Genomic DNA, 18,622 nt, shown 5'->3' with positions numbered 1-18,622 from the left:
AGAGGGTTACGTGCAGAATACTGATACCAATCGGCTGGATGAGCTGTATCGGACGTATCGTGCCTATCTGTTCCGGATCGCGTATCGGATGTTGGGAACGATATCGGATACGGAAGATCTTGTACATGATGTGTTTATAGCAATGCAGTCAGTAGATATAGAATCTATTGAAAATATGAAAGCTTATTTGAGTAGATTGGTAATTAATCGTAGCTTGAACCTATTAAAGTCTGCACATAAACAAAGAGAGATGTATGTTGGGCCATGGCTTCCAGAAACGTTGGTCATGACCGAACGATCACCGTTAGCGGAGCTGGAACTCGATGAATCCCTCTCCTACGCATACATGGTGATGCTGGAACAATTAAAGCCAGTAGAAAGGGTTGTGTTCATTCTAAGAGAGGCACTAGATTATGAATACGCAGAGATTGCTCACTTGCTTGGAATTACCGAAGCTTACAGCCGTAAAGTTTTAAGTCGTGCTAGGAAGAAAGTAAGGATGAACGAAGGCCAGCAGCCCTCAAGCTTCTTCGCTCATGAGCAGGAGCGAGTTCAACGATTTCTAGAGCATTTTACTAAAGGCAACATTGAGCAGCTTACTGACCTCCTGTCTGAAGATGTAGTTATTCAAACAGATGGAGGAGGCAAGGTTCGTGCAGCCATCAACCCGATTTTTGGACGTACTCGTGTTCTAATCTTCTTGTCCGCCTTACACTCAAGAGGCTGGAAAGAAGCATCTGCTCGTGTTGTGACTGTTAACGGAGAGTCGGGTATCTTATTTGTGGATGAGCATGGCGTAAAGGCTGTTGTTTGCTTTCAATGGGCTGATAACACCGACCTGATCACGAACATATTCGCCGTATTGAATCCTGACAAGCTGACTTCGATTGTTTTATGAACCAAGTAGCATCCTCGGTTTACTTCGACTATAAAATTTAATAGGTGAGGAAATGAACAAAAAACAGCTGCTTTACCACGGCTCTCTCTTGGTTACAATATGGTTTGAGTACTTTATCGTTGTAAGTATAATTGCGATGTTTATTTACCATAAGGATTTAAAAAACAGAATAATTCAGGCTATATTGTTGGTTCTGGTATTCTATTTTCTCAGTAAGGATATCGAGGTAAGCAGCAAGGTTATAACTACGACATTCCTTATCGTGCTCATGTTTTTTTACGAGCCATTCAAGGAATGGAGAGATAATCGTAGCAAGTTGTGAAGGACTCCTAGCACATGGAGTCCTTTTTTTATTGAGAATATTTTCTCTATGCTATCGCCTAGTCAAGCCGCAGCTGCATATAGTGAAAAAACAGCAAGGAGAGGATGAATTTCACTCATCTTGCAATTACTTGGAGGGATAAGCATTGAATACTTCACAGTCTGCATTATTTGAGCATCGATTTTGGTTACAGATTTTAGGTGACCATGCACGATTCATTTTTAATACATTATCACCGGTGGAGCAAGAAGACATACGAGTAGCAGCTTCGTATATCGAAGCATTTGATCAGCTGCTAGGCGCTGCCAGAACAATTCAGTTAGAGTCAGAACTACATTCACTAGCCACACAAGCGCACAAGCTGACAGAGCAGTTTAGAGCATTTAAGCTTGATTTATTAAGCAGAGCCTTGCTTGGTAAAGTGAAGATCGGCTTAACACCAACCTTTATTAATCACATGGTCAATGAGCTAGAGGAATATTTGCGTATTTTAAATGAACTCGTGCAAGGAAGGCCTGTACCTACCTTCGATGCGTTGCATCACGATTTTTTGTGGCTTCCTGATGCAGTGGGCCACGCGGCTACTATTGCAAGTGATCTAGATAGCGTAGAGAAACGGTTAATCAAGCAAAGCAAAGAATTCCAAAAGCATTTTGAGCAGCTTTATATGAAGAGTATCGAAATGGCAGGATACATGAGAACGAATCTTAAGGATTTTCCAGCGTTCCGCAAGCTTCATCATGAAGTTGATATTGAGATGAAGTTATTTGTGGGATTTCTAAATGAATTAGAGGAAATGCAATTCTCAGCTGAAGTTTTAGACAGAATTAGTCCTTTAATGCCTGATCATATGATGCGGGAGGAATGTTACTACCTAACGAAATTAGCTCAGCTAGGATTAGTTTCTCAGCCCGATTGCGAAGCGGATAAACCGCGGGTAGAGGATTAGATACCGCAGCAAATGTAGAGGTTATACGGTTGAAAGATAGGGGGAACTCATATCAGCTTTCACTGATACAGGTTCCCCTGCTTCATGAATAATTCCATTTTATCCCACGAATTCATGCTCTTCCTTAAAAACCTGCACTTGATTTCGGCCAGCTCTTTTGGCAGCATAAAGTGCTTCATCAGCTTTTTGAAGAAGTTGATAGATTGTTTCCTCCATAGCTCCTGTCGTTACCGATACTCCAAAACTGGAGGTAACGGATACAAATCGGTCATTTTCAACTAGAGGCTTCTGTTCAATGCATAATCTAAGGTGATTAGCGAAGTTTTCCCCTTCCACTAGTGTATAACCAGTTAAAGCGAGAACAAATTCTTCACCTCCATATCTCGCAAATAACATATGTTCTCCCAGCTCTGCCTTACATATTTGAGCCACATGTAGTAGCATTTGATCTCCGGTATGATGGCCATACGTGTCGTTCACTTTTTTGAAAAAATCAATATCAAATAGAATAATCGTAAAAGCTGACCTATTATCTTTTGCTTTTATTAGGCTATGCTCACTTTGATGGAAAAAGGCATGACGATTGTATATTTGCGTAAGCTCATCATAATAGGCTAGTCTCTCTAACTTTTGTTGTAAGGTATGTAGCTCTGTTATATCTGTAAAAATAATTAATATGCCGGAGTTATTATTTGATTGCTGAAGTATAGAGATACGTAGTTGATACAAGTAACCAGCATGATGTATCGTAGTATTCAATTTATCTGTTATCGTAACTAGCTGAACAGGAAATGATTGATTCGTTAGCTTATACCAAACTAGATCAAAAGGGGTCCCAAGCATGGACCGATCCAATATACTAAACATATTTTTACATGCTTGATTATATTCAATTAATTGATAGCTGCCATTAAGTACGATAACACCATCATTCATATGATTAAAAATCGTTTCCTTTGCAATAGGCATAATGGATAGCATCCGGGAAGAAGTAATAGACCAGAGGTACAACACAGAAGAAACCCAAATGACCATCGGTACAGGATCGATACCATCGGGTGTCACGCCTATGAATAATAAAAATGCAGTTACTATTGGAAGCAATTGACCACAGATGAGAGCAAATATTTGAGGTTTATATACTTTACTCGTTTCCTTCCAGCGAAACAGAAGCAATAATAACGCAGCAAGCATACAGCTAAAAATGTAAATATTATGTGCTGCAAACCAAGCCCCATATTGAATCTCACTAAATGGAGCTCCAAGCACCGGATGGATAACGTAAAGTTTATAGAAAAGATGGTGAAATTCGTTTGTTATATTGATTAGAAAGGTAAGAAGAGGAATGCTAAGTATAGCAATGATTCTTTTTCTTGTTGCGCTATAACCTAAATATTGCATGACAAACAATAAGCCTAACGGAGGGAAAAATGGAAGTCCTACATACTGTACAATATTCCAAAATCTAAGTTGTTCTATAGAAGTGGATGTTAAGCTAAAGGCATAACCAAAACAATAAATCACTGTAAATAATATATTCCACATGAACAATTTTGAGATGCTTGTATAATGATGTCTTTTCCAATAAGTGTAGACTAGAATAGACAAATTCAATACAACCGAAGTACACACTAATGTTACAAATGCCTCTAGCTTCGATTCCAATGGTTTTACCCTCTTTCATAGGATATGTCTACATTATGTTAACACGATTGAGAAAAGTTGTTAATGTATAGATTCGCAAGGCGATTGCAGAAGCCTACTATGATGAGCACCTTCCCTGTAGACAGTAACAAACTATTATTCACATGTAATGTAACAAAAAAATCTGGCTAGCTCGTCAACTTTGTCCGCATAAATGGTCAAGTCCCCTCATAGTATGTATCAGCCAGTAAAAACCAAGTTGTAGAGGGGATGATTTCATGCGTCGCATGACATGGATCGCGGCAATTATACTAAGCTTTGCACTAGTGTTATCTGCTTGCGGTACGAAGGACGCCGAATCCGTGGTGAAGGATTTGGACAAATTTTTGAATAGTATGGAAGGCTATACGGGAACAGGCACGATGACGCTGCATAATGGGCAGCAGCCTCAGGTATATCAAGTTGAGGTAGCTTATCAGAAGCCAGAATCTTATCGCATCCAGCTAACGAATGTTGAGAAGGATATTACGCAAATCGTGCTGCGCAACGACGAAGGGGTGTTTGTTCTAACACCGAAGCAAAAGAAAATGTTCCGTTTCCAAAGCGAATGGCCTCAGAAGCAAGGTCAAGTGTACTTGTACCAAACATTAGTCCAAAGCATACTTCTTGATGGCTCTCGCGAATTCACGACAACCGAGGATGCTTACGTCTTTGATGTCATGGCACAATACAACAACACTTCACTTGCTCGCCAAAAAATTTGGCTAAGTCAGGATGATTATCATCCACTTCAGGTTGAGGTCAGCGACACGAACGCAATGGTACTGGTTGATGTGAAGTTTGACACATTCCAATTCAATCCAAGCTTTGCAGAAAATTATTTCTCCACAGATGCGAATATGAGCGCTGGTGCTGCGATAGCGCCTGAGCAGGAGGTCGATCCGAATGCTTCCGAGCAAGAAAGTGTTGCGCCGGGCGATGACGGTGTAGGCACAGGCGATCTCATGAATCCAGATGAGGAGAGCGATGAGCAGCAAGCAGATGACGAGCATAATGCTCAAGCACCTGCCGAAGAGGGCGTGTCTAGTGATGAGGAAGATGGTGCTGTAGAGCCAGGAACCGATGCAGCAAGTGAGGAACCAACATCTGCAATACCGGGGCAGCAAGCAGGCTTCGTTGCATTGGAGCCAACATATTTCCCTCCAGGTGTAAATGAGAAGGACATGACAGATATTGAATATGCAGGCAGCCCAGGCTTAATGATTCGCTACGAGGGCACGTACAATTATACCCTTATCCAAACGGCAGCTAAAGATATGGCAACGTCGCTAGTACCTGGTGACTTTAAAGATCTTGGCTTTACCTATGGTGAATTGACAGCTGGAGATAATATTCAAACGTTAAGCTGGACTTACAATGGAAATATGTACCGTCTAAGCAGTGCGGATCTTCCTGAACAAGAGCTAGTTAAGATCGCTCAATCCGTGCAAGCTGAGATTTCCAAGTAAGTAAGCTTCCTATACATGGCAGGCGATTGCACTGGCGAATGACGATTCGCTGGAGCAATCGCCTTTTGCTAATTATACGTGTTGAATTCACCTCGGATCGGCATTGACACGCGATATGAGGAGGGGGTAACATTACAACTATTGGCGCAGCAATTAGGAAGTAGGTGGATCAATTTTGAGTACGTTTTATCGACCAACATGGGCAGATATTTCATTGGATGCCCTTTATTATAATATAGAAGAAGTGCGCAAGGGCTTAAAGCCTGGAACGCGAATTATGGCTTCGGTTAAAGCCAATGCGTACGGGCATGGCGTAGTAGAAATCGCTCGTGCAGTGGAGCGCTATGGTTTGGATTACTTAGGCGTTGCCTTCCTTGATGAAGCGCTTAGATTGCGTGAGGAAGGTATTCAGCTGCCTATTCTCGTGCTCGGCTTTGTTGCTCCAGAGCATTTGGAGCTGGCGCAGCAGCATAACGTTACAATCGCGCTGTATCGCGAGGATCAGCTGCAGGCTGCGCGTGCATTAAGCATTGATGAGCATGCACCACTGAAGGTGCATATTAAGCTTGATACCGGTATGGGCCGTCTTGGTGTGCTAGGCATCGATGCTGCGATAGATTTTATCGAACGCTCCCTTCAGGTCGAAACGCTCGATGTGGAAGGAATTTTTACGCATTATTCGAAGGCGGACGAAGCAGACAAAACATACACGAAGCTGCAATATGATCGTTTTCATGCAGTAGAGCAGCACGTGAGAACGCAAGGCTGGGATATACCGATTATTCATGCTGCGAATAGTGCAGGGAGCATGGATACGCCGGAGTGGTCAGGAGATATGATCCGACTTGGAATTGCGATGTATGGATTATATCCGTCTGAGGAGGTTAGTAAGAAGATTAAGCTAAAGCCAGTGCTAAGTTTGAAGACAAAGCTTGTGCATGTGAAGCAAGTACCGGCAGAGTGGGGAATTAGCTATGGTGCGCGTTATTATTCGGAAGCAGATGAGTGGATCGGCACATTGCCAATCGGCTATGCGGACGGCTTCAGTCGCATGCTGACGGGCAAGGCAGAGGTGTTGATTAGAGGCGAGCGTGTTCCAGTAGTTGGCGCGATCTGTATGGATCAATGCATGGTTTCCTTAAATAAGCTTAAGCAATACGAGCTGTCTGACCTTCTTGATGAGGAGGTTGTTCTTATCGGACAGCAAGGCAGCGAAGTGATTACGACGAACGAGCTTGCTGACCAATTAGGTACAATCAACTATGAGCTAACTTGTATGCTTGCCAGCCGTGTACCTCGTCGATATATAGAGAAGGATCAATTGATTGCGGTGAGCAATGGTGCATAAATAACAGGTGAATGCAGCTACAATCTGCATTCACCATACATAGGCAGCATAAAGGGATATACTGGAATATATTCTCTTTAATTAGATGTGGCTAATCAACAAGATGTAGTGTAATATAGAAGTAATGTGGAAAGCTAGGCCCAAATATATGTATGTTGGCAGGAATTACATATCGTTTTTTGTTTTAACAAAAAAGGATTAAAACGCTATATCTAGAAACCAATATGTAATGGGTATAGCATACTTGATATATATGCTTCATATATATTGAAGTATAGAATAGATATAAAAATGTCATAATGTGTAGTATAGTGTTGGAAAAGTTTTGGAGGTGCGAATTCTGTGGCCAATATTCATAATACGAAGCGAATCATGATCAGCTTGCCAGATCAACTGTTAGAAGAAGTAGATGGAATTGTCGCAACTGAAAATTCAAATCGCAGTGAGTTCATTCGCCAAGCAATGAAACTGTATCTTCTCGAACGTAAAAAACGTCAAATTCGAGAAAAAATGCAGAGAGGCTATATGGAAATGGCAAGAATTAATCTTAATATTGCCTCAGAAGCTTTTCAAGCGGAGGAAGAAGCAGACCATACTCTAGGTCGTCTTGTTAGCGGGGTGTAGGGATTGATCGTAAAACGCGGAGATGTATTTTTTGCGGATTTATCACCGGTAGTCGGCTCTGAGCAAGGTGGAGTTAGGCCTGTTCTCGTCATTCAAAATGATATTGGTAATCGATTCAGTCCAACAGTTATCGTCGCAGCAATTACCGCACAGATTCAAAAGGCAAAGCTACCTACGCATGTTGAAATGGATGCAGAAAGACATGGCTTTGATCGAGATTCTGTCGTTCTGTTAGAGCAAATACGCACGATCGATAAGCAGCGTCTGACCGACAAAATTACGCATCTGGATGATGAAACGATGCGCAAGGTAGACGATGCTTTATTAATTAGTGTTGGTTTAATTGATTTTTAGCAATAGACAATAGATGGTAAGTTTGTTATAATATGTCTAACCGCATATGAACGTGTGAAGAACGCAGCGTTTTCGTCCAAGTGACGAGGGCACTGCGTTCTTTTTTTGTTTCTATGCTGGAAGAGCATTAGCAAGCAGCTTAAGCACTACAGCTGCAGATTGAAGAAAGAACGGGATTGAGGTGAGTGCAATGATAAGTAAACGAAGAATGCTGCTATCTGTATGTGCAGCCTTGCTTGCCGCCCTTGCGGTATACGGATTGTATTATGTTCAGCTCGAACGTGTTCAGCAGGAAGAAAGGGTTAACATTCTTACACCTAGCAGCTGGATTGATGCGGGGCAGCCCATTACGCTCCAGCAGCTGGTATGGCAATCGATTCCGAGCTCAATGGCAACTGATGATATGTTGTATGAGCTGGACGAAGTGGTGGGGCAGGAGGCGGTGATCCCACTTGGCACAGGAGAGCCGATCCTTAAGTGGAAGCTGAATAAATTTTCACTTCATCCGAATGCGCAGCAGGCAACATTTCAGATTCCGAAGGATTATATTAAATCCATCTCTAACGGTATTCGAGCCGGTGACGAGGTATGGTTTTATCTTTCCTCAGATGAAGGCGAAGCAGAGAGGCTATTCACGGAAGGAATCGTTGTGTCCTCAGTGAAGACAGGCTCTAATAATGAAGTGGACGTTCCGAATGAAGCAGAGAAGCATGCCATTGTGCGAAGCAATGCAGAGCAGATGTATGCTTCACGCAGAGATGCAAACGGCATGATTGAGTACATCAATGTTAATCTTACGGAAGCGCAATGGCTGGAGATTGATCGTCGCTGCAGCGGTGGGCAAAGCAAGCTTGTTATCGCATATCATTCACTGCCAGCTCCGGTGAAGGGACAGATGAACAATGCCGACGCCTACTGAACAGCAGAGCAGACTGTTAACCTTTATCGGTACGACTCCGAACATCGGGACAACGCTGTTAGCATTAGCCGCTAGCGTTCGGATCGCAGAGCAGACAGGGAAGCGAATTGCATACCTATGCTTGAATCTAAAGTCATCAAAGCTGCATCGTTATGTTGGTGTTGATGATCCGCATGCTAGCCTCGATGAGCTGTTGCCTACATTGCGGAATGAAGATCTATCTCAGGAGCAGCTTCACCGTGCAATGCATCGCTATCACAACCAATCGGAGCTATATATTTTATTCGGAAACCGTTATCGAGAAACAGCGGAGTATTACGGCGTCGAGGAATTGACGCACCTAATTGATACGGCTAGAAAAGCCTACGATTACGTCATTCTAGATGTGAATGCTTACTGGGACAATGCTGGAACAATCAGTGCTTTGCTTGAGACGGAAGCAGTTATTCTCACAACAACTGGAGCGCTATCCCATTTTCAGGATGATTATATTGCCTGGGCAGGCATGATGGGTAAGCATATTCAGCTAAGCAGTAAAAAGCTATATCATTCTGTCATTAAGCATCGTGGTGGTGGTTTATATCAAAGTCGTGATTGTCGCGAGCAGCTGCCTGGTGAAGCACTGCCTGAGGTAACGATCCCGCCGACGCTGTATGAAGCTCTTGACAGAGGGGAACTGAAGCAATGGCTGCAGACTGGTGAAGGAAGTAAGTGGCTAACTCATTATTGCAAAGTATTCCTACCAGAGCTTAAGCACATAGAAAAATCGAAAATGAAAGGCTATAAGCTGCGCTGGCTGCACGCATTTACAGCTGGCTTAACGAAGACGAAATGAAGGTGATGAATCGTAATGGATGAACAACATAATGTTAAACGCTTCTCAGCTCTTGATTATATGTCGCGTCGACGCAAGCAGCAGGAGCAGGAGCTAGAGGATGAACGTGCTGGCATAGAACAATTCCAGAAGCTATGTCATGAGCTGCGGGGATTTCTGGCAACGCCACGTGGCTACAACGAGGAGGAGCGAAGGCAATATAGTGAACAGCTCAATCGTGCTGTATTGGGCTATCCAGATGCACGCCGTTATATATTACATCTTATATCAGATCGACTGCTGCAGCTGCATGTTCAGGATATAGCAAATTATACACATCCCTATACAACACTAGCTGAAGCGATTTTTGCTGAAATTGTTGGACTGCATGTCCTTGAAGCAATCATTGCCGAAACGGAAGGACTTGAGGAAATTCAGGTCGTCGGCACGCAAATATTTACGGTCATTCGCGGCGAAGTAACACTATCCAATTATCGCTTCGAGCATGTCAAGGAAGTCGAACGGATCCAGCAAAACCTTGTGCTTTTCAACAATGATCAAATCAATATGAAGAAAAGATGGGCAGAGGTCATGCTTCGGGATGGATCACGCGTCACCATCACCGGAAATGGCTATACTTCCTTGCCCACCCTCACGATACGCTTCTATACCCTTCGCAATATTCCACTGCAGCAGCTAGCAAACGCTCCTTACCGCATGATGTCTCCATTTATTCTAAAGCTTCTCCAAGCGATATTAGCGTCAAGGTACAATCTTGTTCTCATAGGACAGACGAATACAGGAAAGACGAATTTGTTAAAAGCACTAATTGCTGAGCTGCCATCGTCCGAACGGTTAGTTACGATTGAAGGTCGCTACGAGATGATGATTAGCCGTGATTACCCCGATCGGAACATTATTGAATACGAGATCAATGAGGATGATTATTTACATAGCTCTAGGCAAGCATTCAAGCTTGCACTGCGTCAATCACCACAGCGGATTATTCATGCAGAAATTCGTGATGATGATGCCAATATCTATGTGCGTGCCTGTACGCGAGGACATCGCGGGAGCATGACGACCGTGCACGCGAACGAGCTTGAGGATGTGCCTGAAGCGATCGTTGATATGTGTATGCTGGATGGAAGAGCCATGGATCCTCATCGATTGGTGAAACGGATTGCACAGTATGTAACAGAGGTTGGGATTCAGCTTAAGTACATAAACGGAAGACGAGTAATCGCACGTATTGCACATTTGAGCTGGAGCGATGAGAAGGTAACGGTTAAGGATTGGGCGAGCTATGACGAGCAGAAGGATGACTGGGTAATACATTGGTCGGAGCTAAACCGTCATTTTCCACAGCTTCAGGAGGCTGATTGCTTTGCTAATTAGCGGAATGATTGTTGCATTGCTTGGCATCATCTTTCTACTGTTGTTTGTTGCTATTGAATGGACCTTGCAATGGCTTGTGCAGCGTAAAACGCTGCGTGCACGCTTGAAGGGTGGTAACAAGCATACCCCTTCGGTCCAGCGACCAAGCAGCTCGACTAAGCTTATGCTTTCAGTTATGAAACATCTCGAGCAGCTATTGCATTCCCTTCAAATCCCGCTAAAGGGCAATCAGTTGTTCAGTACTTTGCTTGGGCTTTTAATTGGCGGCATGCTGCTAGGCAGCTGGCTGCTCGGCACCTGGAAAGGGGCGTTGCTGCTCGGTGCGATGGTTGCTGCGCTTCCATATTTGGTGCTGAGATTTATACTTGTCCATCGAAGGCTCGAGGCTCAGATCGACTTCCTTCCTGCACTTGAATCGTTTTATCAATGCTATCTCATTACAGGTGAACGGCAAATCAAGGTGGCACTTGCCCGCTTAATTGAGGAGAAGGTGATGACGGGTGCAATGAAGCGCATATTCGAGCAGCTGTATCGTAACTTATCGGTACTGGAGGACGATGATGAGAGCTTAGAGCTGTTCGCTCATGCGCTGGGCCATCTATGGGCGGATTATTTTGTGCAAATGCTGAAGGTTGCGATGAGTGAAGGCGTGAGCATAAGTGGCAGTCTTAAGGAGCTTATCAGTGATATGAGAGCAGCTCGTCGTGCCAACGAGCAGGAGCGTCATCGATTGCTGGAGATTCGTATTGCCAACTTTACACCGCTGTTGTTTTTAGCGTTATTTGTTGGTATTAATGTGTACTACAATCGTGAGCAATCGATTCAATATTATGTTCATGATCCGAACGGTCGAGAGATGCTGCTGCATATGTTTGTGATGATATTTTTATCCTTTCTAATGGGATTATATCTGTCACGCAAGAAATTGAACGATTAAAGGAGGGAGCAGGCGTGCACCAATATATCGATTACGCGGTTTTACTTGGTCAGTTTTGCTTGAGCTTCATAGCGCTGCTTATGCTGCTTTCACTCCTTCCAGCAGCAAAAACAAGCGTGGTGTACAAACGAATATGGGGATGGCAAAAGCACGAACCATCTGCCAAGCTGCTGCGACTTCTGCGAATCGATCGAGAGCAGCTGCAGAATAGCGAGCGTGCGATACTGCTGGCTGGCTGCGGCTTCGAGCTGTCTGTTTTAACGTATTATACATGTCGCCGTTTATTGCTTGGCGGGTGCACCTTGTTGCTGCTAGCGCTGACAGCAGGCATTTATTATCGTATATTGCATGCTTCTATGGCGGTCGTTAGTGTGGCTGCCTGTATCATCGCAGCATTGTGTATGCTTCTATGGGATCAGTATTGGCTAAAGCTATACCGCGAGCTAAGAGCAGTAGCAATTACCCGAGAGATCTATGCAATTAGTCATCAGCTGCTGTATTTTGAAGACTCGTCACTGCATATCCACAATAAGCTCAGGCGCTGCTTACCGTATTGCAGGCTGCTGCGCAGAGACATGGAGACGTTGCTTGCTGAATGGTATCACGATCCTGCATTAGCGCTGAATAGCCTTAAGCTAAGGATCGGTACAGCGGAGGGAATTAGCTTCGTAGAGTGCATCGATGCACTTCGGCAGCAGCATAATGCCAGCTTTTATGAGCTGCTGCGAGCCCATCTTCGTGACTATAAGGAAAGGCTGGAGCTCGCTAAGGAAAGCCGGAAGGAGACAGGCTCCTACGTTCTTTTTGTCATCGCCGGGATTCCGATTCTATACACGTTCCAAGTGTTTTTATATCCATGGGTGCAGGAAGTGAATAAGCTGATGTCGCTAATGAACTAGCTAGCTCATTTGAGAGGAGGTGATGAGATGAAAAATATTCTAATGACCGTTATGCTGCTTGTCGTCGTTGTTCTACTTTTCAACAATATTGTTGCCAAGGAGGGAAACGGAACAAAAGCGCAAATCCAAACACAAGGTGATGCGGCCAACCTCCGCATTGGCACCATTAATCCGTAATGTTGCATTGTTGAATGAATATTGTAAACGTTATCTTTATTCACAAATTTATCCACAATATCCACTATCCACATCTGAATAGTTATATTTAACAGATGAGGGATTCAGAATGAGAGCAAGGTGGTGAATATATGCAGCAACTGCTTATAACGGGCCTACTAGTTATTTGTCTGCTTCTCGTATATATAACGACAATTAGCGGTGAGCAAGGAATGAAGAAGGAACAGCAGCGTGCCCATCAGAAGGTCATTGAGTATGTAAAGGATATTGACGCATGAAGCAGCTTTTAATCTTCATATTGCTAGCAACAACGCTGTGCTGGATGATGTTTGCACCTGTGTATAAGCATGTCTATATTTTACGACAAGCGCTGCTCCAGCAGGAGGTTGACTATTTGCTAGAGGTTGGCACAAGTGGGCAGTACGGCTACATTAGTCAGATGCTAATTGATCAGTCTCGTGAGCGGCTTAAGAGCTTCGGATTAGAGCCATCACAGCTTGTTTATGAAGCAAAGAGCACGCTAGGCCAATCCGTGCTTACATCGAGTGAGCGGGTGCCACGTGGTGAAGGGATAGCTCTGACAATCAGCTACCCTGTGGAAGGGTTATTCGCCATTGATGAGCTTATTGGTGTTCAAGCTCCTGATAAACAGCGAATAACCGCTTATGGTGTACAAATGAGCGAGTATGTTCAACCATAGGGAGAGATGCTGAATGTACAAGCTGTTAATTATTCCACTCATGCTCATTGTATGGTTGTCGTTATATGCTGGCGCAATTGATCAGGAGCTCGCGATGAAAAGCTACTATAAGGGCAAGCAGGCGGTTAATCGAGGGGCGCATGCAGCGGCGCTCCAGCTGGATTCACTTGCTCTTGCAGAAGGGATATTTCAGCTTGACCCCATTCAAGCAAGAGCAGAGGCTGAGCGAATGATTTATCTTAATCTTTTGCTTGATGAGGCAGGCAATCCAACTGCGCAATCCTTTATTCGTAAGCCTGTTCAGATCGTTCACTTTGACGTGCTTGATGCTTCTCTTTCGTACCCCTATCACTATAAGCTTGATAGCTACGACTTCCAGACAACCTTTGAACGTCCTGCTGTAATCGTTGTTATTAAGATTTCATATCCCCGTATATTTTCAATCAATAATCCTGTAGAATGGAATATAATTGGCAGCGCACAGCTTGTGCCGCTATAATTTTCTGCAGGAGGATTGGTTTAATGCAACGAGAACTTAGTCAGAAACTTCATCCTGACTACATTAAAGCTTCAAAGGTGTCCAGCATAATCAGTCATGTGGTCACACTGCTGCTTGTATCAGGTTGGCTCGGTTTCGCGCTTTGGAAGGATTGGACGCTTATTCCCGTTTGGATCGCTTACGGAATAGTGCTGCTATCATTTATCGTTTTCACTTGGATCGTGCCGATCTATGAATATCGCAGCTTTAAGTTCGATGTATTTGAGGAAGAACTAGAGATTTACTCAGGTATTTTATTTCATTCCAATAAGCTTGTTCCGATGGTTCGAGTGCAGCATGTAGAGGTTGGCAGCGGACCGATTATGAGGAAATACGAGCTGGCAAGCTTGAGTGTCGTTACTGCTGCGACGAAGCATGAAATTAAAGGCTTGCATAAAGAGGATGCTGAAGCATTGAAGCAGCGCATTGGTGAGCTTGCTAAGGTGGATGAGCAGCATGACTAATCCAAGACATTTATCGAAGCTCGATATTTTGATTAATTTTATTAAAAACATCCGTGCGTTCATTGCACTTATCGTCATTGTAATCATTAATATCGAAAAGCTAGAATTTTTGAAAAGCATCTGGGGAATCGCAGCAGTCATTGCCCTGGCTGTGCTTAACTTCGTTCTATCTTATTTGCCTTGGAAAAAGTTCCTGTTCTCATTGGAGCAGGATCGTCTAATCATACACAGAGGAGTATTAAAGCGTGAGGAGAAAACGATCTATTATAATCGTATTCACTCTGTAAATGTGCAACAGCCGCTTTTGCTTCGGATATTTGGTCTAGCTAAGCTGCAGATCGAAACGCCAGGTGGCACACCAGGTGTTCCTGAAGCTGAGCTGAGAGTGCTTAAGCATAGCTATGCGTTAACGCTTCAGCAGCAGCTTAAGCATTTGCGTACGACTAGTCTTGCTAAGAAAAATGAAGCTGTTAACGAAGCGTCCTCACTTGCAGCAATGCCGCAAGTAGAAGGCGTGGCTACGACGTCTGATCCTAGTGAGCAGCATCTAGCTTCCGGGCAATCTACTGAACCGGTGCAGCGGACAGAGGTTGACATAGAAGAGGGTGCGCTTACTGAGCGGTCATCACATGTGGGTGAACCGATCATCGAGGAGCCTGACTATCGCTTCAAAATAAGCGCAGGTCAGCTGCTTAAAGCTTCCTTAACCTCGATGAATATGAATGTCGCCATTATTTTTCTACTCGGGATCTATTCCTTCGCGGATGATGTGCTAGAGCTCGTATTTCCGGATCTCTATGATCAAATGTTAGATGTATTCCCTAGCTTGTACGATAATGTCGTTGGGGACGTCTCTCAGCAGTTTTCAGCCGTAACGATATTCGTTATTGCGGCTATTACAGCTGTCGTCCTTGGATTCGTATGGCTGCTTTCGATCATACTTTATCTGATCAAATTTGGAGACTATCAGATTAGTAGAAGTCAAGAGCAGCTGTCCGTATCCTATGGATTACTTGAGAAAAAGAGCTTCATCTTCGATATGAATAAGGTTCAGGCTGTCATCATGGATGAAAATCCGCTTCGTCAATGGCTTGGTTTTGCAGAGCTTCGGGTTCAGGTCATTACGTCTAATGCGATGGAGCAGCTTGTCATCCACCCGTTTGTTCGAAAGAAAGATATCCCTTCGATTATGAATGAGCTGATGCCTGATCGACCGCTTAATTTGCGAACACAGCTTCATGCGCCGCCTACTACATCATATCGGATGTATGCCATGCTTCCGACATTGCTTGTCCTAGCTATATGCGGTGCTGCCGCTTGGCTGTGGAAGTGGAATGCTCTGTGGTTTCTGCTGCTTATACCTGTAGTACTTGCTTGGACATGGCTATGCATGCGTTCTGCTGGTGTGTGGCTTGAAGATGGTGAGCTGGTGCTGCGTAAGCGAAGCATCAACCGTGTTACGTATTTCGTTCGCCGTAAGCATATTGTAACGCTGGGAATGAAAACATCACCGATGCAGCGTAAGCGGCAGCTCCGTACCATTAACGTTCAGGTATTAGGCAGTGTATTTCCTTATCGTGTGAAAAGTATTGCTGATGAACATCTCCTTCCGATCTGGCAATGGTATTCAAGGAGCGGGAAGAAGCAGTAGTTCCTTAGCCGATTTGGTAGATTAAGCGATGCATGGAGAGGATGGAGCAGTATGATCAGTCGTGAGCTTGAGCAATGGATTCAATCAACGTGGAAGGAAAATGTTGAGCTGATCCATGTTGAAAAGCTTATAGGGGGGATATCCTCCTCTATTTTTCGTATAGATATACGTAATCAGGCCTGGGACAGTGCGAAAAGCTTCGTGCTTCGTGCCGTGCTACCAACCGATAGCTTGAATGAGGATAACGGCATTCTTGGGAAGGAAGCTATTGTTCTTAAGCAGCTTGCCTCATTAAAAGATGCTGCATTGCTCAAGAACTTTCCACGCTGTATTCCTCGTTGTATAGCATATGATGCAACTGGGGAATATGCAGGTGTACCTGCGCTGTTAATGACCTATGTCAATGGGAAGGTTAGCTTGCCTCCTGAACAATCACAGCATTGGCTGCAGGAGCTTGCACGCGCCATTAGTCCAGTGCATCGGGCTTCTGCCCATCGTGCTGTTGTTCCGTGGAACTATTATCGATATGCTGCAAGTCATTTAGAACGCCATCCCGCATTCGAGTGGTCAAAGCATCCGGACCGTTGGGCAGCGATAATCGACCATGTATCACAACGGGAACCAAGCTACGTCCCTTGCTTGATTCATAGAGATTACCACCCAACCAATGTTCTCTGGGATGAAAGCCAGCAGCAGGTGCTCGGCATCGTTGATTGGGTAAATGGCTGTATGGGGCCAGCTGGAGTCGATGTTGGACATTGCCGGAGCAATCTTGTCCAGCTCTATGGCTTGCAGGCAGCCAACGCTTTTCTTGAAGCTTATATTGAAGATCATCCAGAGTTTAGCTATGATCCTTATTGGGACATATGCAGCTTGCTCGATATGACGTACTTTGGACCTGTCGTAGTGTACGAAGGCTGGCTAATGCTGGGCTTTCAAGGGCTGACGGCAGAAGGAATTGAGCAAAGGATTGAACAGTATGTCGAGGATTTGGTACAATTAATGCACACCAATCGTTACAGCAAGAATTGAGGTTTCTAATCAACGTTGAACACAAGCAACATGAACGTATACAAAGGGGTGTGCAGAACGATGGCGTTAATAGTTGATAAGCCAGCAGCAAGCTGGTACAAATCAGAGATGGAGCTTAAGCAAGGCGATCATGTTCGTATTTATGTACGGCTTGGCGGTTGCGGCAGTGTACATCCTGGCCTTTCACTTGGTGTCATGCAGGATGAGCCTCGCGACATCGGTGTAGAGGACCAAGTAGAGGGCATACACTTTTTTATTGAACAAGATAATATGTGGTACTTGGAACAAAAAGACCTTCATATATCCTTCGATTCCGAGAAGGAAGAAATCATTATGGAAGTTAAATAAGTGGATGTTAGCCGTAAGAAGAAAGCCTGTTTCCTACTGGACATGTTACCTGGGGTGCATACCCCTTGGCGACTGTAACTAGGAAACAGGCTTTTTTTCATTTTGTTGATTATCGTATTGCCAATTAATAAATACTGTAATATATCAAATCAATATACCGTATACGACGATATGAACTATACTTAGCTATTTTTGTAATATTATTATACTTACACGCCAGCGTAGGACATGAAGCCGCCATCCACGGGAACTGTAATTCCTGTGACAAAGCCGGAAGCTTGATCGTCACACAGCCACAGCAGTGTACCAAGTAGATCCTCAGGCTTACCGAATCGACGCATCGGTGTATGTGTAATAATTTTATTGGAGCGTTCCGTGAGTGATCCGTCCTCGTTAACTAATAGACGGTGGTTCTGCTCCGTCAGGAAGAACCCTGGTGCGATGGCATTGACGCGAATACCAGCGTTCGCCATATGAACCGCTAGCCATTGTGTGAAGTTATCAATTGCCGCCTTCGCAGCACTGTAGCCAGGTACCTTCGTCATAGGAGAAGGTGCACTCATCGAGGACAAGTTTATAATAACAGGACTTTCTGCTTCAAGCATTTGCTTCGCGAATACTTGAGAAGGAATTAACGTACCTACAAAATTCAGATCCATTACTTGGCGAATACCTTCAGGCTGAAGATCGAAGAAGGACTGCACCTCAGGGTTTTTCCAATCCTCCATGCTAAATGTTTCGTTGGTAGTGTTGGCACTTGCCTGATTGCCGCCTGCACCATTGATGAGGATGCTACACAGCCCAAGCTGTTCCTTGACTGCTTCTGCTGCAGCTTCAACACTGGCAGTATCTGTCACGTCACATGAGATGCCAATCGCCGTTCCGCCACTTGCTTGAATGCTTTCAACAACAGCGTCCACCTTTGCTGCTGTTCTTCCTAATATCGCTACCTTTACGCCTTGACGTGCTAGCTCAGCTGCCATAGCGCTGCATAGGACACCTGAACCACCTGTAATGACCGCGACTTTGCCAGCTAGTGCTGGATGAATTGCTTGTGTATTTGACATCGTATTGCCTCCTCTAAATCGTGTATAGTAT

21 protein-coding genes are annotated in these 18,622 nt (G+C 44.2%); 19 read left to right on the top strand and 2 right to left on the bottom strand.

Annotated elements, in window-relative coordinates; all coding sequences use genetic code 11:
* Window positions 1-10: 10 nt before the first annotated feature.
* Both sigJ and M3180_RS15145 read left to right on the top strand, forming a co-directional pair.
* On the top strand, window positions 11-898 hold the full coding sequence (sigJ, locus tag M3180_RS15150) for an RNA polymerase sigma factor SigJ (protein WP_251668984.1): 888 nt from the start codon (window positions 11-13) through the stop codon (window positions 896-898).
* Between the two features lie 467 nt (window positions 899-1,365).
* Window positions 1,366-2,169, top strand: coding sequence for a DUF2935 domain-containing protein (locus tag M3180_RS15145; protein WP_251668982.1), 804 nt, complete (start codon window positions 1,366-1,368; stop codon window positions 2,167-2,169).
* A 99-nt stretch (window positions 2,170-2,268) separates the two neighbouring features.
* Here M3180_RS15145 and M3180_RS15140 read toward each other — a convergent pair whose 3' ends face one another.
* Window positions 2,269-3,834, bottom strand: coding sequence for a histidine kinase N-terminal 7TM domain-containing diguanylate cyclase (locus M3180_RS15140; protein WP_251668979.1), 1,566 nt, complete (start codon window positions 3,832-3,834; stop codon window positions 2,269-2,271).
* A gap of 257 nt (window positions 3,835-4,091) precedes the next feature.
* Between M3180_RS15140 and M3180_RS15135 the strand changes: the two genes are divergently transcribed.
* The 17 genes from M3180_RS15135 (at window position 4,092) to M3180_RS15055 (ending at window position 17,524) form a co-directional block, all read left to right on the top strand.
* Window positions 4,092-5,321: a DUF4367 domain-containing protein gene (locus M3180_RS15135; RefSeq protein WP_251668977.1), complete on the top strand. Its 1,230-nt coding sequence runs from the start codon at window positions 4,092-4,094 to the stop codon at window positions 5,319-5,321.
* A gap of 175 nt (window positions 5,322-5,496) precedes the next feature.
* Complete coding sequence (alr, locus tag M3180_RS15130) at window positions 5,497-6,669, top strand: alanine racemase (protein WP_251668975.1); 1,173 nt, start codon at window positions 5,497-5,499, stop codon at window positions 6,667-6,669.
* Between the two features lie 342 nt (window positions 6,670-7,011).
* A complete protein-coding gene (locus tag M3180_RS15125) occupies window positions 7,012-7,293 on the top strand; it encodes a CopG family ribbon-helix-helix protein (RefSeq protein WP_213514969.1) in 282 nt (93 codons plus the stop codon).
* 3 nt (window positions 7,294-7,296) lie between these two features.
* Complete coding sequence (locus M3180_RS15120; protein WP_251668965.1) at window positions 7,297-7,647, top strand: type II toxin-antitoxin system PemK/MazF family toxin; 351 nt, start codon at window positions 7,297-7,299, stop codon at window positions 7,645-7,647.
* Between the two features lie 190 nt (window positions 7,648-7,837).
* Entirely contained in the window at window positions 7,838-8,566 is a 729-nt protein-coding gene (locus M3180_RS15115) for an SAF domain-containing protein (RefSeq protein ID WP_251668962.1), read from the top strand.
* Window positions 8,550-9,401 carry a CpaE/TadZ family protein gene (locus tag M3180_RS15110; protein WP_251668960.1) on the top strand — a complete coding sequence of 284 codons (852 nt, stop codon included), beginning with the start codon at window positions 8,550-8,552 and terminating at the stop codon, window positions 9,399-9,401. The genes M3180_RS15115 and M3180_RS15110 overlap by 17 nt, the downstream gene beginning before the upstream one ends.
* A gap of 15 nt (window positions 9,402-9,416) precedes the next feature.
* Window positions 9,417-10,778, top strand: coding sequence for an ATPase, T2SS/T4P/T4SS family (locus M3180_RS15105; protein ID WP_251668959.1), 1,362 nt, complete (start codon window positions 9,417-9,419; stop codon window positions 10,776-10,778).
* A complete protein-coding gene (locus M3180_RS15100) occupies window positions 10,768-11,715 on the top strand; it encodes a type II secretion system F family protein (protein ID WP_251668957.1) in 948 nt (315 codons plus the stop codon). The genes M3180_RS15105 and M3180_RS15100 overlap by 11 nt, the downstream gene beginning before the upstream one ends.
* A gap of 14 nt (window positions 11,716-11,729) precedes the next feature.
* Window positions 11,730-12,614 carry a hypothetical protein gene (locus M3180_RS15095; protein ID WP_251668955.1) on the top strand — a complete coding sequence of 295 codons (885 nt, stop codon included), beginning with the start codon at window positions 11,730-11,732 and terminating at the stop codon, window positions 12,612-12,614.
* A 27-nt stretch (window positions 12,615-12,641) separates the two neighbouring features.
* Window positions 12,642-12,791: a hypothetical protein gene (locus M3180_RS15090; protein ID WP_251668953.1), complete on the top strand. Its 150-nt coding sequence runs from the start codon at window positions 12,642-12,644 to the stop codon at window positions 12,789-12,791.
* Between the two features lie 131 nt (window positions 12,792-12,922).
* Window positions 12,923-13,069, top strand: coding sequence for a hypothetical protein (locus tag M3180_RS15085; protein ID WP_251668951.1), 147 nt, complete (start codon window positions 12,923-12,925; stop codon window positions 13,067-13,069).
* Window positions 13,066-13,491, top strand: coding sequence for a hypothetical protein (locus M3180_RS15080; RefSeq protein ID WP_251668949.1), 426 nt, complete (start codon window positions 13,066-13,068; stop codon window positions 13,489-13,491). The genes M3180_RS15085 and M3180_RS15080 overlap by 4 nt, the downstream gene beginning before the upstream one ends.
* Before the next feature lie 13 nt (window positions 13,492-13,504).
* Window positions 13,505-13,990 carry a hypothetical protein gene (locus M3180_RS15075; protein ID WP_251668947.1) on the top strand — a complete coding sequence of 162 codons (486 nt, stop codon included), beginning with the start codon at window positions 13,505-13,507 and terminating at the stop codon, window positions 13,988-13,990.
* 23 nt (window positions 13,991-14,013) lie between these two features.
* Window positions 14,014-14,493 (top strand): PH domain-containing protein, encoded by a 480-nt coding sequence (locus M3180_RS15070; protein WP_251668946.1) that lies wholly within the window; start codon window positions 14,014-14,016, stop codon window positions 14,491-14,493.
* The gene (locus tag M3180_RS15065; protein WP_251668943.1) at window positions 14,486-16,144 is read left to right on the top strand and encodes a PH domain-containing protein; all 1,659 of its coding nucleotides are present in this window, start codon (window positions 14,486-14,488) and stop codon (window positions 16,142-16,144) included. Before M3180_RS15070 ends, M3180_RS15065 begins: the two co-directional genes overlap by 8 nt.
* A gap of 51 nt (window positions 16,145-16,195) precedes the next feature.
* A complete protein-coding gene (locus M3180_RS15060; protein ID WP_251668941.1) occupies window positions 16,196-17,176 on the top strand; it encodes a phosphotransferase family protein in 981 nt (326 codons plus the stop codon).
* Between the two features lie 60 nt (window positions 17,177-17,236).
* Window positions 17,237-17,524 (top strand): HesB/YadR/YfhF family protein, encoded by a 288-nt coding sequence (locus M3180_RS15055; RefSeq protein WP_251668939.1) that lies wholly within the window; start codon window positions 17,237-17,239, stop codon window positions 17,522-17,524.
* A 209-nt stretch (window positions 17,525-17,733) separates the two neighbouring features.
* On the opposite strand, the gene M3180_RS15050 is transcribed toward M3180_RS15055, so the two are convergent.
* Window positions 17,734-18,591: an SDR family oxidoreductase gene (locus M3180_RS15050; protein WP_251668937.1), complete on the bottom strand. Its 858-nt coding sequence runs from the start codon at window positions 18,589-18,591 to the stop codon at window positions 17,734-17,736.
* Between the last annotated feature and the right edge of the window lie 31 nt (window positions 18,592-18,622).

The sequence above is a fragment of the Paenibacillus camelliae genome, from assembly GCF_023715345.1.
Taxonomy (GTDB): Bacteria; Bacillota; Bacilli; order Paenibacillales; family Paenibacillaceae; genus Pristimantibacillus; species Pristimantibacillus camelliae.
Note: the sequence above shows the minus strand (reverse complement) of the source record. Positions and strands in the feature narration are given on the sequence as shown.

Excerpts from the sequence above, each read along its gene's own strand:
- M3180_RS15135 (WP_251668977.1), top strand. The coding sequence starts at position 4,092 with ATGCGTCGCATGACATGGATCGCGGCAATTATACTAAGCTTTGCACTA.
- M3180_RS15115 (WP_251668962.1), top strand. The coding sequence starts at position 7,838 with ATGATAAGTAAACGAAGAATGCTGCTATCTGTATGTGCAGCCTTGCTT.
- M3180_RS15110 (WP_251668960.1), top strand. The coding sequence starts at position 8,550 with ATGCCGACGCCTACTGAACAGCAGAGCAGACTGTTAACCTTTATCGGT.
- M3180_RS15105 (WP_251668959.1), top strand. The coding sequence starts at position 9,417 with ATGGATGAACAACATAATGTTAAACGCTTCTCAGCTCTTGATTATATG.
- M3180_RS15090 (WP_251668953.1), top strand. The coding sequence starts at position 12,642 with ATGAAAAATATTCTAATGACCGTTATGCTGCTTGTCGTCGTTGTTCTA.
- M3180_RS15085 (WP_251668951.1), top strand. The coding sequence starts at position 12,923 with ATGCAGCAACTGCTTATAACGGGCCTACTAGTTATTTGTCTGCTTCTC.
- M3180_RS15080 (WP_251668949.1), top strand. The coding sequence starts at position 13,066 with ATGAAGCAGCTTTTAATCTTCATATTGCTAGCAACAACGCTGTGCTGG.
- M3180_RS15075 (WP_251668947.1), top strand. The coding sequence starts at position 13,505 with ATGTACAAGCTGTTAATTATTCCACTCATGCTCATTGTATGGTTGTCG.
- M3180_RS15070 (WP_251668946.1), top strand. The coding sequence starts at position 14,014 with ATGCAACGAGAACTTAGTCAGAAACTTCATCCTGACTACATTAAAGCT.
- M3180_RS15065 (WP_251668943.1), top strand. The coding sequence starts at position 14,486 with ATGACTAATCCAAGACATTTATCGAAGCTCGATATTTTGATTAATTTT.
- M3180_RS15060 (WP_251668941.1), top strand. The coding sequence starts at position 16,196 with ATGATCAGTCGTGAGCTTGAGCAATGGATTCAATCAACGTGGAAGGAA.
- M3180_RS15055 (WP_251668939.1), top strand. The coding sequence starts at position 17,237 with ATGGCGTTAATAGTTGATAAGCCAGCAGCAAGCTGGTACAAATCAGAG.
- M3180_RS15050 (WP_251668937.1), bottom strand. The coding sequence starts at position 18,591 with ATGTCAAATACACAAGCAATTCATCCAGCACTAGCTGGCAAAGTCGCG.